The organism is Psychrobacter sp. AOP30-A2-5 (assembly GCF_052378115.1).
GTDB lineage: Bacteria > Pseudomonadota > Gammaproteobacteria > Pseudomonadales > Moraxellaceae > Psychrobacter.
This window is the reverse complement of sequence record NZ_JBQSXK010000001.1, coordinates 99,512-116,691: the sequence shown is the minus strand read 5'-3', so window position 1 is coordinate 116,691 and position 17,180 is coordinate 99,512. Positions and strand designations below refer to the sequence as shown.

12 protein-coding genes and 1 pseudogene are annotated in these 17,180 nt (G+C 43.4%); 5 read left to right on the top strand and 8 right to left on the bottom strand.

What is annotated here, in order from left to right; genetic code table 11:
* Nucleotides 1-140 precede the first annotated feature (140 nt).
* From ACT3S4_RS00480 to ACT3S4_RS00460, 5 genes and pseudogenes are all read left to right on the top strand, one after another.
* Nucleotides 141-731: a L,D-transpeptidase family protein gene (locus ACT3S4_RS00480; protein WP_444760172.1), complete on the top strand. Its 591-nt coding sequence runs from the start codon at nt 141-143 to the stop codon at nt 729-731.
* Between the two features lie 436 nt (nt 732-1,167).
* A complete protein-coding gene (gene clpB / locus ACT3S4_RS00475; RefSeq protein ID WP_444760171.1) occupies nt 1,168-3,765 on the top strand; it encodes an ATP-dependent chaperone ClpB in 2,598 nt (865 codons plus the stop codon).
* Between the two features lie 189 nt (nt 3,766-3,954).
* A complete protein-coding gene (locus ACT3S4_RS00470) occupies nt 3,955-5,208 on the top strand; it encodes a PQQ-dependent sugar dehydrogenase (protein WP_444760170.1) in 1,254 nt (417 codons plus the stop codon).
* Between the two features lie 176 nt (nt 5,209-5,384).
* A complete protein-coding gene (locus tag ACT3S4_RS00465) occupies nt 5,385-7,037 on the top strand; it encodes a BCCT family transporter (RefSeq protein ID WP_045445529.1) in 1,653 nt (550 codons plus the stop codon).
* A gap of 236 nt (nt 7,038-7,273) precedes the next feature.
* A pseudogene (locus ACT3S4_RS00460) lies at nt 7,274-8,930 on the top strand (BCCT family transporter).
* Nucleotides 8,931-9,053: 123 nt separating this feature from the next.
* Here the strand turns inward: ACT3S4_RS00460 and ACT3S4_RS00455 are convergent.
* The 8 genes from ACT3S4_RS00455 to ACT3S4_RS00420 all read right to left on the bottom strand — a co-directional run bounded on the left by ACT3S4_RS00455 (nt 9,054) and on the right by ACT3S4_RS00420 (nt 17,132).
* Nucleotides 9,054-9,386 (bottom strand): hypothetical protein, encoded by a 333-nt coding sequence (locus tag ACT3S4_RS00455; RefSeq protein ID WP_201560712.1) that lies wholly within the window; start codon nt 9,384-9,386, stop codon nt 9,054-9,056.
* 319 nt (nt 9,387-9,705) lie between these two features.
* A complete protein-coding gene (locus ACT3S4_RS00450; RefSeq protein ID WP_372815298.1) occupies nt 9,706-10,077 on the bottom strand; it encodes a DUF3144 domain-containing protein in 372 nt (123 codons plus the stop codon).
* Between the two features lie 72 nt (nt 10,078-10,149).
* Nucleotides 10,150-11,316 carry a methionine adenosyltransferase gene (gene metK / locus ACT3S4_RS00445; protein WP_045451444.1) on the bottom strand — a complete coding sequence of 389 codons (1,167 nt, stop codon included), beginning with the start codon at nt 11,314-11,316 and terminating at the stop codon, nt 10,150-10,152.
* A gap of 162 nt (nt 11,317-11,478) precedes the next feature.
* The gene (locus ACT3S4_RS00440; protein WP_201560713.1) at nt 11,479-12,075 is read right to left on the bottom strand and encodes a DJ-1/PfpI family protein; all 597 of its coding nucleotides are present in this window, start codon (nt 12,073-12,075) and stop codon (nt 11,479-11,481) included.
* Nucleotides 12,076-12,400: 325 nt separating this feature from the next.
* A complete protein-coding gene (nth, locus tag ACT3S4_RS00435) occupies nt 12,401-13,096 on the bottom strand; it encodes an endonuclease III (protein ID WP_201560714.1) in 696 nt (231 codons plus the stop codon).
* Nucleotides 13,097-13,207: 111 nt separating this feature from the next.
* Nucleotides 13,208-14,056 (bottom strand): RnfABCDGE type electron transport complex subunit B, encoded by an 849-nt coding sequence (locus ACT3S4_RS00430; protein ID WP_201560715.1) that lies wholly within the window; start codon nt 14,054-14,056, stop codon nt 13,208-13,210.
* 116 nt (nt 14,057-14,172) lie between these two features.
* Nucleotides 14,173-15,216: an NAD(+) diphosphatase gene (gene nudC / locus ACT3S4_RS00425; RefSeq protein WP_201560716.1), complete on the bottom strand. Its 1,044-nt coding sequence runs from the start codon at nt 15,214-15,216 to the stop codon at nt 14,173-14,175.
* Between the two features lie 233 nt (nt 15,217-15,449).
* Complete coding sequence (locus tag ACT3S4_RS00420; RefSeq protein ID WP_201560717.1) at nt 15,450-17,132, bottom strand: hypothetical protein; 1,683 nt, start codon at nt 17,130-17,132, stop codon at nt 15,450-15,452.
* Nucleotides 17,133-17,180: the final 48 nt, after the last annotated feature.

The following is a 17,180-nucleotide window of genomic DNA, read 5'->3' as shown; positions in this document are numbered from 1 at the left end:
TATTAACGAAGTTTTTATGTTCAAAAGTTCCTAATGTTATCCATGAAATTTTCACAAAAACTGGCATGGTGCTTTGGTAAATTAATAGCGTGGTATGTTGCCATTTCACTCTTTAACGCCAAACGGAGTTATTAAAGCCTATGTCATTTTTTTCTCTACATTTTAGCAAAAAGCCGCGTCGATTGTTCGTTGTGATAGGACTGGGACTGACCACCATTATGAGCAACAGTGCGATAGGGTATGTCAAAACAGCCTCCTCAGATACAAAAAGTACAGGCAATAATGGTCAGCCTATTTCCAGTACGGTGGTTATCGATAAAGTTTTTGTCGATAAATCCGATCGTATTTTGCAGCTATTGAGTGGTGATAAAGTCATTAAGTCCTATCGTATTGCGCTAGGGGATAGTCCAGTTGGTCATAAACAGCAGCAAGGCGATGAGCGCACACCCGTGGGGGCGTACATCTTAGATTATAAGAATGAGAACTCTATTGCCCATCGCTCCATCCATATAAGCTACCCCAATGCTGCTGACAAAGCTCGGGCACGATCACGCGGTGTTCATCCTGGTGGTGATATTATGATTCATGGGCAGATGAACGGCTTCGGTCATCTAGCGTGGATTAACCAACAACGTGATTGGACCGATGGTTGCATTGCGGTCACTGACAATGAGATGGATGAGATTATGGCGGCAGTTAAGGTTGGTACATCGATAGAAATTGTAGAATGAGTGTTATGTTAATGCTGGCTATCGTGTAGTAAATTTTTAGCAGTTACTAGCGCATTAGAATCTCTGCTATAGCTCTCTCTTGCTTGCCTTTCATTGTTGAGCAAGCTTCTCTTTTAGTTATTTTTTTTATTTATCCTCTTGAAATACTCTCTTAGTGTGCCTATTGATAGTTTGTGATAATATCATTGCTATGGGTAAGGTTTTTACCTATATAAAATCTTACTATTTTTCAGTATTTACTAATAAGTCATAGATATTGATTGACAACTTGCATAGGTAGGTTGAAATCTTGTATGTTATACCCTATATATATAACAACTAACGGTGATTGATACGTGGTAAAGTTGATGATAAACGTGATGTTTTAAACGTCGCTCTTTTATCATTTTATGTTGCATCCACTGACTGAAAATACTAATTATAAAAGGACACAATTATGAGGTTCGAAAAATTTACCCAGAAACTACAATCAGCCATTCAAGAAGCACAGAGCTTAGCATTAGGACGTGACCATACAGGTATTGACCCTGTGCATCTGCTTGCAGTATTGCTACAAGACGAGTCTAATCTATCTATTTGCCAACAGGCAGGCGCGTCTATTCCTGCGCTAAAAAATGGCGTGGCAAAGGCGCTCGACAATCAAGCAACGATTAGTGAGCCAACAGGTGACGTTAATTTAAACCCAAATTCGGTTAAGATTTTGAACTTGGCAGACCGTCAAGCGCAAAAAGAAGGCGATGATTTTATCGCCACTGAATGGGTAATGTTGGCACTTGCTGAACAAGGCGAAACCAAAAAGATATTTGAGAGTGCTGGCGTAACAGCGAGCAAACTAAAAACAGTGATTGAACAATTGCGTGGTGATGAAACCGTGAATAATCAAAATGCTGAAGATCAGCGTGATGCGCTGAATAAATATACGATTAACTTAACTGAACAGGCGGAACTTGGTAAGCTTGACCCTGTGATTGGTCGCGATGAAGAGATTCGTCGTACCATTCAGGTGCTCTCGCGCCGCACCAAAAACAACCCCGTGCTCATCGGTGAACCGGGTGTCGGTAAGACAGCCATCGTCGAAGGCCTAGCACAAAAAATCATCAATGGCGACGTGCCAGAAGGGCTTCGTAATAAAGAAGTATTGTCGTTAGATCTAGGCTCATTGATTGCGGGTGCAAAATTCCGTGGTGAGTTTGAAGAGCGACTCAAAGCGGTACTTAGCGATTTATCAAAGCAAGAAGGCAATGTCATCTTATTTATCGATGAGTTGCATACTTTAGTAGGTGCTGGTAAAGCTGACGGCGCGATGGATGCCGGTAATATGCTAAAGCCTGCGCTTGCGCGTGGTGAGCTACACTGTGTCGGTGCGACGACATTAGATGAGTATCGCCAGTATATCGAAAAAGATGCGGCTCTTGAGCGTCGTTTCCAAAAGGTACTGGTCGATGAGCCAACGGTCGAAGACACCATTGCGATTTTGCGTGGTCTAAAAGAGCGTTATGAGCTGCATCACGGTGTTGATATCCAAGACAGCGCGATTATTGCTGCTGCCCGGATGAGCCATCGTTATATTACCGATCGCAAGCTGCCAGATAAAGCGATTGACTTGATTGATGAAGCGGCCAGTCGTTTACGTATGGAGATGGACAGCAAGCCTGAAGCCTTAGGTAAGCTTGATAGTCGCTTGATTCAGTTGAAAATGCAGCGCGAAGTGCTCAAAAATGAAGAAGACGCTGGTGCGCAAGCCGAGCGTAAAGTGCTTGATGCACAAATTGAAGAGCTAGAAAAAGAGTACGCTGACCTTAATGAGATTTGGCAAGCAGAAAAAGCCTTGGTCAAAGGCAGTCAGCAGCTAAAAGACGAGCTGGATAAAGCGCGTATCGCCTATGACAAAGCCAGCCGCGAAGGTGACTACGAGACTATGAGTAAGCTGCAGTATGAGACGATTCCGCAGCTTGAGCGCCGCATTACTGAGTCTGACTTGGCAGAACAAAAAGAGCAGACAGGCGAAGGTAGTGGTGTAAAACTACTACGTAATAAAGTCACGGATAATGAAATTGCCGAAGTCGTAGCGGCAGCAACAGGTATTCCTGTGAGTAAAATGATGCAAGGCGAGCGTGACAAGATGCTGGCGATGGAAGAGAAGCTGCATGAGCGCGTCATCGGTCAAGATGAAGCGGTCAAAGCAGTCGCCAACGCTGTGCGCCGTAGCCGAGCTGGGTTGTCTGATCCCAACCGCCCATTGGGTTCGTTCTTATTTTTAGGGCCTACGGGGGTTGGTAAAACTGAGCTGACCAAATCACTGGCCAACTTCTTGTTTGATAGTGAGGATGCCATCATCCGTATCGACATGAGTGAGTATATGGAGAAACACAGCGTCAGCCGCTTAGTGGGCGCGCCTCCAGGCTATGTCGGTTATGAAGAAGGCGGCACCTTGACCGAAGCGGTACGCCGTAAGCCTTATAGCGTGATACTGTTTGATGAGGTCGAAAAAGCGCATCCTGATGTGTTTAATATCTTGCTACAAGTGTTAGACGATGGACGTTTGACCGACTCACAAGGCCGCGTGGTCGACTTCAAAAACACGGTGATTGTGATGACCAGTAACTTAGGCTCACACAAAATCCAAGAGATGGTCGGTGAAAGTTATGAAGACATCAAAGCTGAGGTGATGGAATCAGTTGGGCAGCATTTCCGCCCAGAGTTTGTCAACCGTATCGACGAGATTGTGGTATTCCATCCGCTCGGTATGTCGCAGATGTCAGGTATTGCTGCGATTCAGTTGGATCGCTTACGTCAGCGCTTGCATGAGCGTGAGATGGATATTGAGTTATCAGCTGATGCGATGAACAAACTGGTTGCGATTGGTTATGATCCTGTCTATGGCGCACGCCCACTAAAACGTGCGATCCAACAGGAAATTGAAAACCCATTGTCATTGAAGCTATTGGCTGGTGATTTTGGCGCAGGAGATATCATCAAAGTCGATGTCGGCGCAGATGATAAGTTGGTGTTTGAGAAACGTAGCATGAATTAATATCTAACCCTAACTGACCGTGGTTTAAAACCAACCTCTTACTTGCCTATTTTTTCTACAGGCAGGTAAGGGGTTTTTTTGTGCGCTATTATTATTTACGGTTTGAGTGCTTTGACTATGTTATAAATAAACTAAGCACTAAAAACTAAGCAATAGGAATAAGACATCAACAGTTACGGAGACGACAAAATGACGATCATCAGTATGCAGCACCTAAGCACGCCATTAATGTTACCGATAATGATCAGCGCACTGCTGTTTAGTGCTCCTGCTTGCTCCAATCAAACTGCCGTCAATACCCATGAAGACCTGACAGACTATAGAGAAGGACAAGCCTCTGCTAGTGAGTCGCTAGCAAGTACCGAAAAACCCGCCTTTATCACCAAGAAAATTGCTACGTTTGATGAGCCTTGGGCAATGACAGCATTACCTACCGTTAATAATGAACCCCCTAAATTACTTGTCACCCAAAAGACAGGCGAGTTATTCATTGTTGATACGGCAACAGGTGCCAAGACAACCATCAGTGGTATACCGAAAGTGGCTTATGGTGGGCAAGGTGGTCTTGGCGATATCGTTCTTGCACCAGATTTTGCTACTTCTAATCATGTCTATATGAGCTACGTTGAAGCAGGGAATGACACTGATAATAATAAGTTTGGTGCTAAAGTTATCAAAGCGACATTGATAGGATTGGATACAGCCACGCCACATTTGCAGGATTTTACGCCCATTTGGGAGCAAACACCGAAAGTAAAAGGGCAGGGGCATTATAGTCATCGCTTGCTGTTCTCGCCTGACGGAAAATATTTATATATCAGTTCAGGCGAGCGCCAAGAAAAAACGCCAGCACAGGATATGAGCGTCAATTTGGGCAAAATTATTAGGTTAAATCTTGATGGCTCAGTGCCAGCAGATAACCCTTTTGTAGATAATAGCAATGACATTGCCGCGCAGTTTTGGACAATCGGTCATCGTAATGTATTGGGTATGGCTTTCGATGAAAAAGGTAGGCTTTGGGCGCATGAGATGGGACCACGGGGCGGTGATGAGTTCAATCTCATTGAAAAAGGTTATAACTACGGTTGGCCAATCGTATCAAATGGGCGTAACTATACAGGCACGGATATTCCTGACCATGAGACGCGCCCTGAGTTTACGCCGCCTAAAATTAGTTGGACGCCAGTGATATCACCGTCTTCGATGAGTATTTATAATGCTGGACAATATAATGATTTCCCAGCGTGGCAAGGTAATGCGCTCATTAGTGGCTTATCCTCTAAAGCGCTGATAGTCGTCGATTTTGATGAAAATAGCCGCGCGACTGAGCGCTATCGTTATGATATGGGCGAGCGTATTCGTAGTGTGTTAAATGTAGATGGACAAGTTTGGGTGTTAGAAGACGGCGATAATAGTGGATTATTACAATTGACTCCACAGTAGTGATTAATAGCTATTGCTCTTCAACTTTCCAAGCGTTTTCACTATTGTAGGTTAGGCTACTAAATGGTTTTGCTCTATTTCTGTCAATAAGAAAAACGTAAATAGCTAATTAGATTTGATAGTTGAGAGGTATCTTGTTAAGGTATTCTTCCTAAAAAACTAAGGCTAACAAACAAATGGATCATGTAAAAGTTGGCAGGTTAGGCCCTTTTCCACGGGTAAGTAAACCTGTGTTTATTACTTCAGCGCTACTTATCGTTGGATTTATTATCTTTGGTGCTTTCTTTACTGAAACCGCTGGTGTGTTATTTAGCTTTTTGCAGAACTTTATTACAGATAAGTTCGGCTGGTTATTTATTATTTTAGTAAATTTAGCATTGTTGCTTTGTATTTATCTCGCGATGAGCCGTTATGGCGATATTCGTCTAGGTGCACAAACTGAGACGCCACAGTACAGTTTGTTCTCATGGATAGGGATGTTGTTCTCTGCTGGTATTGGTATAGGATTGGTGTATTGGGGGACAGCTGAGCCCTTGTATCACTTTATGGCACCACCACTCGGAGAAGCGGAAACGATAGAAGCCGCCAAGCAAGCCATAAATTTTACATTCTTGCATTGGGGCTTACATGCATGGGCGCTATACGCGATTGTTGCATTGTCTTTGGCTTATTTTCACTTTCGCCGTGGCTTGCCGTTATCGATTCGCTCAACGCTTTATCCTCTATTGGGGAAAAAAATCTATGGCTCGTGGGGACATGCCGTTGATATCTTAGCGGTATTTGGTACGATGTTTGGTGTGGTAACGTCGCTTGGTCTTGGCGTTATGCAAATTAATTCAGGACTTGAGCGATTATTTGGTGTTCCTAATAATCTAACGATACAGATCGGTCTGATTGTTTTCGTTACTATTTTAGCTGCTTTTTCCGTCATGATGGGTTTAGACAAGGGTATTAAGCGCTTGAGCGATATTAATATCGGACTGACGGCAATCTTACTCGGGTTTATGGTCATCTTAGGGCCGACGCTTTTTATCTTTGATAGCTATCTTGAAAATGTTGGCAATTATCTTTCGGTAGTTGTACCGCTAGGTCTGTGGGGTGAATCGTATGAAGGTCAAGAAAATTGGCAGTCATCATGGACGATATTTTATTGGGCATGGTGGGTAAGTTGGGCGCCGTTTGTTGGCGTATTTATCGCGCGTATCAGTCGTGGTCGTACCATTCGTGAGTTTATATTGGGTGTTTTATTGATTCCCATGCTGATTTTGTTCTTTTGGTTCACCACTTTCGGTGGCGTTGCTATCCATATGGAGCTTTTAGCGGCGCTTGATCCCGCTATGGCCAGTCCAGGATTGGTAGAAGCCGTGCAAACGGATTTTGGTAGTGCAATTTTTAAATTGGTTGAATTTTATCCATTGGCACAACCAGTCACTTTAATGATTGTCGTTATGATTGTCCTTTGGTTTGTGACTTCATCCGATTCAGCAAGCTTTGTGATTGATATGTTGACCGCAGGTGGTGATACCAACCCACCAAAAATCCAGCGTTTATTCTGGGCAAGTACGGAAGGTATCATTGCTGCTGTTTTGCTTGCTGCTGGTGGACTAAGTGCATTACAAGCAGCGGCTATCGTTGCAGGATTACCCTTTGTTTTAGTAGTATTTGCGATGATGTATGCGTTACTTCGTGGCTTAAGCCGAGATCGTTTGATACTGTATCGCGCTCAGCAGCATTTTATTACCGAAGAATCCGCAGATCATAATTCAGCCAATGAGTTTGCTGATGAGCACTTATTAAAAGGACCACCTAAAATCGTGAAAGGTGATTAGCAGATTATATATATCAGCTTTAATACTGTTTTTATGAAATGAATCAGGCAGTTAGCTTCTTCTTTTTTTACGTAAAAACACAATATAACAATTGTGATTTGAAATCCTAAGATGCATCGTTATCTTAGGATTTTTTTATTTGTTGACCAATAGCAAGGTTATAAAGTGTCTGATTCGATTTGATAGTTGTGCAGTATCTTGTTAAGGTGAGCCCCTTCAAAAATTGAGATGACTAAATGGATCATGTAAAAGTTGGCCGCTTAGGCCCTTTTCCACGGGTAAGTAAACCTGTGTTTTTAACTTCAGCGTTATTAATTCTTGTGTTCATTATTTTTGGTGCTCATTTTTAATGAGCAAGCAGAATTGTTATTTGGTCATGCCAAAGCATTCGTGTCTTTGCGTTTTGGCTGGTTCTTTATTGTGGTGGTCAACTTAACGTTGGTGATGAGTATTTACATGATATTTAGTCGTTATGGCGATATCAGGCTTGGTCATCAAAATGAAAAACCAGAGTATAATATAGTCTCTTGGATTGGCATGCTATTTTCCGCGGGTATCGGTATTGGCCTGCTTTACTGGGGTACGGCTGAACCCTTGTATCATTTTATGGCGCCGCCGCTAGGAGAAGCTGAAACAGTGGCTGCCGCCAAGCAAGCGATGAATATCTCGTTTTTGCACTATGGTTTACATGTGTGGGCACTCTATGGCATGGTCGCGTTGTCATTGGCTTATTTCCATTACCGAGTGGGCTTACCGCTGGCCATCCGTTCGACACTATATCCTATCTTGGGCAAAAAGATTTATGGTGGCTGGGGTCATACGGTAGATACATTAGCGGTATTCGGTACGATGTTTGGAGTAGTGACCACTTTAGGTCTTGGGGTATTGCAAATTAACTCAGGTCTTGAGACGTTATTTGGCATACCCAATAATATTACAGTGCAAATTATTTTGATTGCCTTAATCACTATGTTGGCAGGTCTGTCTCTATTTATGGGGCTAGATAAGGGGATTAAGCGCTTAAGTGATACCAATATATTATTTACTGTGATATTGCTCAGTTTTGTGATTATTTTAGGCCCGACCCAGTTTATCTTTAATAGCTTTGTAGAAAATATTGGCAATTATTTACATCAAATTGTGCCATTAGGTCTTTGGACAGAATCGTATGATGGTCAAGAAAACTGGCAAGCATCATGGACGATTTTCTATTGGGCATGGTGGATAAGCTGGTCGCCTTTCGTTGGTGTGTTCGTGGCTCGTATCTCTCGTGGTCGAACCATTCGTGAGTTTATCTTAGGGGTGTTATTAATTCCTATCACCATCTTGTTCTTATGGTTCACCGCTTTCGGTGGTTCAGCCGTTAATATGGAATTAATGGCAGCCGCTGATCCCAGTCTCATTAGTCCTGGCTTGATTGAGGCTGTCCAAGCAGATACTGGCAGTGCCATCTTTAAACTGATGGAATCTTATCCATTTACGTCAGCTTTGAACTTGCTTATCGTAGTGATGATTGTGCTTTGGTTTGTCACGTCATCGGATTCTGCCAGTTTTGTGATTGATATGTTGACCTCAGGTGGCGATGCCAATCCACCGAAAATTCAGCGCCTATTTTGGGCAGGTACAGAGGGTGTTATCGCTGCCGTACTATTAGCAGCAGGTGGCTTGAGTGCGCTACAAGCGGCTTCAATTGTGTCAGGTTTCCCTTTTGCGATTGTGATAGTCGTTATGATGTACTCATTATTACGCGGCTTGAGTCGAGATCGTTTGATACTGTATCGCAACCAGCAATGGTTTGTCACCGAAGAGTCAGCAGAGCATAATTCAGCCAATGAATTTCGTGATGAAGATTTGCTGACAGGCCCACCTGATCTTGAAAAACCTGAAGATTAAATTTTATTAATCTGAAAAATAATAAAAAAGCACCCGCCTATGATTAAGCGGGTGCTTTTTTATATGATTTAATTGTCTTTTTTAGTTTGATATAAAGTATTTACACAAAGTTATAAAGCAAGGTTATGAGCACTGTCCTTTAACATAACCTACTGCTGCCGTTGTGCCACATGCCGAACATGAGTTGCCCGCAGTGCGATAACTAAATCCTGAGCTGGTTTTTACTTTGACACACACAGGATCGTATTGCGCGGTGCACATCGTTTGCTCAGGGTTGTAAGGTGGGCACTTAATGAAAGGGTTATCGCTGTTCTGTTGGCTGTGCCCAGTGGTATGAATAGGGGCGGTGTCAGGCGTATCGATGCTTTGGATGTTATTACAGCCAGCTAAGGCAAGAGTGACTGATAACCCTAATAACGACAGGCATGATCGCCATGATTTGAATAAGTGGTTCATAATCATATGTCCTTATAAATAGTGTTCGGTAAGTCCCTGTTATCGATAGCTGGTTGCAACCATGTGATGAACAAGGTGGTTTTAATTGATAGTAGCCTATTTATCAGCAGTCATCTACCAAATCATGATTAATAAAAAACCCAAGCCTATGATTAAGCTTGGGTTTGAGCATCACTATAGTCATTCCACTATAAAAATATTACTGCGTTAACCTCGCTCGAGGTATTAAATATACATCTACACTCGGTTGCCTTGTACTACTTTTAAATTGAACTGACTATATTAGCCGTTTTATAAGTGCCAGCTAAAGGCGATAGAGCTATTTGGCTGCTTTGTCATCTTGATTAAGCTGAACATATTTATCAAAGTTCTGCGCATAATCAGTCAGGTTGTCACTCAGCATTTGGCGATACTGTTTGACATAAAATTCAACGATATCATCTTTTTCTTTGGCAAAGTCATCGCCTTTGACAAAGCCGATAGAGGCGACAGATGCGCTATAACGTGCTGCGGCATAAAGTAGTGATGCACCTACTTGTCCTGAATGCGCTTCAGAACCCAACTGACTGTTTGCGATACCAATAATGGCATCAGCACGTTGGTAAAATGCTTGCATTTCAGGGGTAATCTCAATGTTAGCGTCAACATTGCTTTCTTGAATGTTACTGTCTTGCATATTGTCTTGAGACATAAGCGACTCCTAATAAGTATCGGTAATGTTAAATTTATAAAGAGGGTTTGTAGGTGGTGCAAAGTTATATTTTTACAAACCAGCGTCTGCTTTTAAGATCTCAGCTTTGTCTGTTTTTTCCCACGTAAAAGCAGTTTCAGAGCCAGGACGACCAAAATGACCAAAAGTCGCCGTTTGCTGATACATTGGCTGCAATAAGTTTAGCATACGGGTAATGCCATAAGGGCGCAGGTCAAAATGGGTGCGAATCAGACGGATGATTTCATCATTGCTGATTTTATTCGTACCAAAGGTATTGACAGAGATAGAGGTTGGTTCAGCGACACCAATGGCATAACTAACCTGTATTTCACAGCGCTCAGCAAGTCCTGCCGCAACGATGTTCTTAGCCACATAACGCACGGCGTACGCAGCACTGCGATCTACTTTTGATGGATCTTTACCACTGAATGCACCGCCGCCATGACGCGCCATACCGCCATACGTATCAACAATAATTTTACGACCTGTCAATCCAGCATCACCTACAGGCCCGCCAATCACAAACTTACCCGTTGGGTTAATATGATAGCGCGTGCCAGCATGCAATAATTCAGCAGGCAATACTTGTTTGATGATAGATTCCATTATGGCTTCTTGCAGATCTTTTTGCGAGATACTTGGATCGTGTTGCGTTGATAGCACTACGGCATCAATGGCAACAGGCTTGCTACCATCATATCTTAAGGTCACTTGTGCTTTGGCATCTGGACGTAACCACGGCAACTCGCCTGCGCGGCGCAGCTCAGATTGGCGTTCCATCAAGCGATGAGCAAATTCGATAGGGGCTGGCATCAAGACATCAGTTTCGTTACTGGCATAGCCAAACATAAGACCTTGGTCACCTGCGCCTTGCTCTTCAGGGTCGCTACGATCGACACCTTGAGCGATTTCAGGAGATTGTTTGCCGAGCATGTTGATGACCGCGCATGTTTCGCCATCAAAGCCTAAGTCTGAGTGGTGGTAACCAATACCGTTTACAGTATCACGCACGATACGCTCAACATCGATATTTGCCGTCGTGGTGACTTCACCTGCTAGTATCACAGCACCTGTTTTAACCAAGGTTTCGCATGCCACGCGTGCATGCAAATCTTCACGTAAGATGGCGTCAAGGATGGCATCTGATATTTGGTCAGCCATTTTATCAGGATGACCTTCGCTCACAGATTCTGAGGTAAATAAGTTGTATTCACGCATAATGGGATCGCTTAATTGCAGGGACTGTATTCTACGAACTCAGTCATTATTAAATGTATATAAAAATAAAAGGCGAAAACGAATAAAAAAATTAGCACATTTTACCGTGTATCGAGGTAAAACTCTAGCGATGGATAATACTAAGAAGTAACTAGGCATGGATTAACCATGGTAAAAGTCATCAATTTCGCTATTTTCTTGCCAGCGATATTCAGTATAGTGAGCGATCTGGCGCGCTGTATGGATGTCATGTCTATCGGCGATAAAGCCAAGCGCCATGTCCATACCTGCACTGACACCTGAGGACGTATAAAATTTGCCATCAACAACCCAGCGTGCTTGCTCGGCCCAATGGACTTTGTCAGATTGCGCTATCACCCATTGCCATGACAGTTTATTAGACGTTGCGCGCTTGTCATCTAAGACGCCTGCCTTAGCCAACAATGCGCTACCCGTACAAATGCTAAGTACCCAATCAGCATGGTCAACCAAGGTTGTTAACGTCTGCAAAAATGGTCGGTGATTGATTTGCTGGCGAGTACCCATGCCGCCAACCATCAACAAGATATCAGTCTGATGCGCTAACTCGCTAACAGCGACTGTCTGCATCGCAACGCCATGCTTACTATGAATAATGCCGCCGTTTAAGGAGGCAAATTGCAGACGATAATGCTCAGGTAAGCAGCCAAACATCTCGATAGGTCCAAATAGATCCAAAGTCTCAAAATCATCGAATAATAGCGCGGTCAGTGTCTGCATCTGGCTTCCTAATTTTTAAATAATGTTTACACAAGTAAGTGGGCGTCTACTGCTTTTTTAACCACGCTATTCATGTTTTATTCATATAAAGTAGATCAATTAAACCTTTTATAACTAGGGCGTGTCCTCATTTTAAAAATGGTGATAAAAATGAGATAAATTGCCGTCAAACAAGGAAAGTAGCGCACATAATATCGAGATATTAAGAAGCTATTTGACGATGTTTGGCAAAATTTAGCTATTTTTAGCCCATTTAGAAAGTAATCGATTGAATTGAGGACACGCCCTAGAGCAGTTATCGTTCTAAAAGCGATCGTTCTAAAAATTATAGCTCCAAAAACTTGGCTTTGTCTTTAAACATACATTCGTCATAAACAGGACACGCCCCGCATTTGGGTGTACGAGCTTGGCAGGTATAGCGCCCGTGTAAGATAAGATAATGATGTGCATCCACGATGAAGTCATCTGGGATACGCTCGACCAACTTATTTTCAACGATCAAGACGTTCTTGCCAGTAGCCAGCCCCGTACGATTACCTACCCGAAAGATATGAGTGTCGACCGCCATGGTTGGCTGACCAAAAGCGGTATTTAACACCACATTAGCGGTTTTACGACCAACACCAGCGAGAGACTCTAAGTCTTTGCGGTTATCAGGGACGGTGCTATTAAATTTCTCAATCAAATCTCTACAAGTTTTGATGACATTTTTGGCTTTGGCATTATATAAGCCAATATTTTTGATATAAGATTTTAGACCGTCTTCACCCAATGCCAAGATTGCTTCAGGTGTATTTGCTACGGGATATAATTGCTTGGTGGCAATATTGACGCTCACATCCGTCGCCTGCGCAGACAAGATGACCGCGATCAGCAGCTCAAAATTACTCTTATAATTCAATTCCGTAACTGGTTCATCAATCGTCGCTGCCAGCTTTTCAAAAAATGGACGCACGTCACGATTGGGCATTCGTCTCGATGGCGGGGTATCGGCAGTTTTATGTTTGACGGTTTTACTCATAGTATTCTTACTATTTTTTGACTATTGATAGTTAATAACTGATACAAGATATCGGGATAAATTTATTTTAGCGATGTTGGGTAGACTGTCTAACAAATGATAATTATGCTATTAAAGCTGACTTAACTCCACTTGCAATGCGTCAAGCTCTACTTGTTTGCTCTCATTTGGACGGACACTTAGCTGCTTTTCTAACTTTTTAATTTTACTACGTAGCTTCGCTGCGGCAATGGTGTTTTTTGCCTGCGCTTCGCTAATATTCAACAATTGACTAGCGGCATTGTTCAGTTTTGCTTCAACCATGCTGACCACAGGTCTACTATTGCTACTATCAGCCAGCTGTTCGGTGACGCGTCTTAAATGAGTATGATAGCGCTGTCTTAAATCTTCTTGCTCTGTGGTACGTTCAGAGCTAGACAGCTCCCGTTCAACAGTGACCAAATCGATGCAGTCGACTGGACAAGGAGCGATGCAAAGCTCGCAGCCGGTGCATAAATCCGTAAAGATAGTATGCATGTGCTTACCAGTACCCACAATAGCATCGACTGGGCAGGCAGGTATACATTTGGTGCAGCCGATACAATCATCTTCACGGATCACTGCACGTACCTCAGTCGGACGTTCAGAGGTCGCATCTATTGGCCACTGAGAAGGCGCAGCGCTAAGTATCGCTTCATGACTGTCTATATTAATAATTTGAGCAATGGCCTTGGTAACGGGTTGACCACCGGGTACACATTTATTGTATGGCTCATTGTCAAGCACGATAGCGGCGGCATAGGGCAAGCAGCCGTCTGGGTGCTCGCAAAGTCCACATTGTGTTTGCGGTAGACAAGCATCAATATATGAGATTTTCGCTTGTATGTCCGCAGGTAAGCGCTCTATATCCAAAGTGTCGAACAAGATTGGCAAATTGGTGAGACGGATGTGGGTGCTATTTTTACTAGTGGTGCTTTGCATATGCTTTAAAACCTTAATATCAGTGCTAAGTGCTAAGTGCTAAGTGTGCTCTGAGCGCTGACATTAGAATAATAGGATAATAACGATATTGATAAATGCTGCATTGATATTATAAATTAAAGCAAAATACCTTGCTCATTGGCAATTTGTGCGATCAGCTCGTAAGCAATGCTACCTTTTGAGGGTATTTTGGGCAAATTTGATAGATCAAAAAAATCGGCGTGCGACAGCTCATCTTCTTGGATAACAATTTCGCCAGCTGCGTAAGAAGCACGAAAGCCTAGCATTAAATTAGACGGAAATGGCCATGGCTGACTGCTGACGTAACGAATATCTGATAGGCTGATATTCACCTCTTCTGCCACTTCACGCACTACCGCGTGTTCTAGGCTTTCACCCACTTCTACAAAGCCTGCAATCAAACCGTATAGTAACGGTTGTGGCGACTGTAATAAATGAGGTGCTGTTTTTTGCTGTCCATAACGATGATGATGGGCTAGCAAAATCTGCATTTCACCAGTTTGCGGATTCGGTCGAGTGATAGCCGTAATGACACAGGGTTGTACACGTGGGTATTGGCGCAATCGGCACACTGGACAGACCATCGCACGCTCATCTCGTTTGGCATGAATGGTTGGGGCAGCACAGCGACTACAAAACTGTGTATCTGTTTGCCAGCGCAATAACTGTATCGCTTGGCTAAGCTGATCGGACAAAGCCACTGGCAACTGAGTAATCAGCTGGCGGTAAGGAACAAACGCATTACCACTGCCCTCAGCGATGATGGGCAATACCATGTGATGTGCAATTGCATAGTCATAAGTAATGGCGCTAGCCGCTTGCGCAGTAAAGGTGTGGGGAGTATCAATCGAACTGTCGGCACTTTCTAGAGTATCGGTACCTTCTAGAGTATCGGAACTTTCTAAAATATCGGCATACTTCAGAGCGTCTACACTCGCGCTAGTATGCTTGACATCAGGCGACCAGTGACGCGGTGCTAGGCTTTCGAGTAGCGTGACATGACCAACTTGATAAGCAAGCTGGGTCTCCTCGTCTGAATGTGTAGCGGATGGGGGTAATTCAAGCTGCACCGGCCACCATCCATTAGGTAGCTGGCGGCATAAAACAGTATCATCACTAAATACAAAAGCGCTGGTCATAGGTAAAATTCCAAACCGGTTAAGGTCAGTACGCATCAGTGTTGATACAGACTTTTTTTAATTGAAGTAAAGTCAATCCTATATCATTCATCAGATACGGTGTCAGTCAGGCTCGCTTAGCACTACTATTTGTAGTGCTAAGCGCATCTTACTTGTATCCAGACTATATGGGATCGACTATGGCAGCAGAGCCGCCATTTAAATATCATTTTAGTGCTTAAGCGTGATAGAAATTAGGCTGCCAGTAAATGACTCAAGCTCTGCTGTCCCACATCTAATGCTTGTTTGCTGACCGGACGATTGTGCTCAAAACCATCTAGATGATGATCGACGGCCATAATGACATCAGCGATACAGGCAAGCGTATTGTCTTCAATACGTTGTCCACCTTCGATACGTTGCTGAAGATAATTGGCCAATTGACTGAGCATGCTGGCAGGTGTTGGCAGCTGTAAGAAGCGCACAGCCCCTGCCACTTGGCGCATCATCTCAGGTATGTTCTGGATATTGAGCATATCACGCTCTGGCTCAGCCAAATAATCGTTAATGGCTTGTTCTGCACTGGCAATAGCGGAACGACTTTCTTGTATCAAAGTATCATTAGCCGTATTGAGCTGATGTAAAGAGATATGCGGGTTATTCAGTGGCAAATAGATGGCCCCTGGTGTGTGCATTTCTGCCATTGCAATGGTGGCGTTTTCCGCATGCATTAATGCCAACAGCAAGTGATCGAAATCATCAGGCGAGGGCGTTTGCCAATGACTAACAGCTTCTGCTGCTACGCTGAGACTATTGGCTGCATTTGATAAACCAAGCAAGCGTAACGCTGAGCTCAATTCTGTTAGCTCTTCGATAATCTGTGTGGTTTGCATATCGACAGGGTTCAATGAATCACCACGTGCGTAGCTATCCACATTTTCTTTGATGGTATTAATTTGGGTCTGAATGATGGTGTTCAGCGTATCGGTAAGCGCGCGATTAGGACCGAATAAGAAACGTTTCATTTGCTCAAGTTGCGCGCTTTCCAAGTGGTTGCTGGCGTATTGCTCACGCAGTCGTTGCGCCGCATCACTGTCACGCTGGCAAGCGAAACTGACCAAATCAGCAAACCGTTTGTCCATCACAGGCAAGTAGCTTTGGAATTGCTGCTCTAAATAAATCAGTGTGTGTTTTTGACTCAGATTTAGCGGTAATATCGTGGCAATGTCCGTGACAGCTGCGGTGGCCGCTTGCCAAAATAGACTGCTGGTGTTTGATGCTATCAAAGCACACGCTGCACTCATGGCGTCAAGTTTCTGCTGATCGTCTGGGCTAACGTTGCCATTTTGATTGAGCAGAGCGACTCCAAGACCACTACGATAAGCATAAGTTAGTAGTTCAGTGTCTAGGTTAAGCTCGTCAAGTGGTTGGAAGTTTTGTTCAGGGTTGGCAATGATGACACTACTGCTACCAAAAGCTGCAAAATAGTCTGCTGTGATAGGGGTTTCTTGCCCGTGAGCATTGAGTTTATTGATAACAGGCAGTAACAAGGTTGGCTCTACCGACTCTGTCAAAAGCACAAACTCGATATAGCGATCCAGTGTCATAATGGCTTCTGATAAGTCCATAATCAAGCTGGTATCGTTATTATCACCATTATCATAGAGGCGCTGTAAACCATTGACAATAGCGGTGTTCAAAGCCTCTGCACCAACCAAAGATATCAGCTCAAAGATGCAAGACAGCTGCTTTAGCACAGTGATAGAATCTAATAATAAAGGGGCTTGACTATTATCATCATTAAATTCACTCAGATGAATCTCAGTATCTTTTAAGGTTACGATGATCTCATCATGCAACAAATGTAGCGATGGTAGATTGAAATCAGTAACACTAAGCGTTGGGGCCGTTAACTTCATTTGCGCAGACTGGTTCATAGGTGTTTTTCCATAATGTACTGATGAGAATGGCGATGGTTTAAATGA

Coding starts and splice junctions, on each gene's coding strand:
- ACT3S4_RS00480 (WP_444760172.1), top strand. CDS start 141: ATGTCATTTTTTTCTCTACATTTTAGCAAAAAGCCGCGTCGATTGTTC.
- clpB (WP_444760171.1), top strand. CDS start 1,168: ATGAGGTTCGAAAAATTTACCCAGAAACTACAATCAGCCATTCAAGAA.
- ACT3S4_RS00470 (WP_444760170.1), top strand. CDS start 3,955: ATGACGATCATCAGTATGCAGCACCTAAGCACGCCATTAATGTTACCG.
- ACT3S4_RS00465 (WP_045445529.1), top strand. CDS start 5,385: ATGGATCATGTAAAAGTTGGCAGGTTAGGCCCTTTTCCACGGGTAAGT.
- ACT3S4_RS00455 (WP_201560712.1), bottom strand. CDS start 9,386: ATGAACCACTTATTCAAATCATGGCGATCATGCCTGTCGTTATTAGGG.
- ACT3S4_RS00450 (WP_372815298.1), bottom strand. CDS start 10,077: ATGTCTCAAGACAATATGCAAGACAGTAACATTCAAGAAAGCAATGTT.
- metK (WP_045451444.1), bottom strand. CDS start 11,316: ATGCGTGAATACAACTTATTTACCTCAGAATCTGTGAGCGAAGGTCAT.
- ACT3S4_RS00440 (WP_201560713.1), bottom strand. CDS start 12,075: ATGCAGACACTGACCGCGCTATTATTCGATGATTTTGAGACTTTGGAT.
- nth (WP_201560714.1), bottom strand. CDS start 13,096: ATGAGTAAAACCGTCAAACATAAAACTGCCGATACCCCGCCATCGAGA.
- ACT3S4_RS00430 (WP_201560715.1), bottom strand. CDS start 14,056: ATGCAAAGCACCACTAGTAAAAATAGCACCCACATCCGTCTCACCAAT.
- nudC (WP_201560716.1), bottom strand. CDS start 15,216: ATGACCAGCGCTTTTGTATTTAGTGATGATACTGTTTTATGCCGCCAG.
- ACT3S4_RS00420 (WP_201560717.1), bottom strand. CDS start 17,132: ATGAACCAGTCTGCGCAAATGAAGTTAACGGCCCCAACGCTTAGTGTT.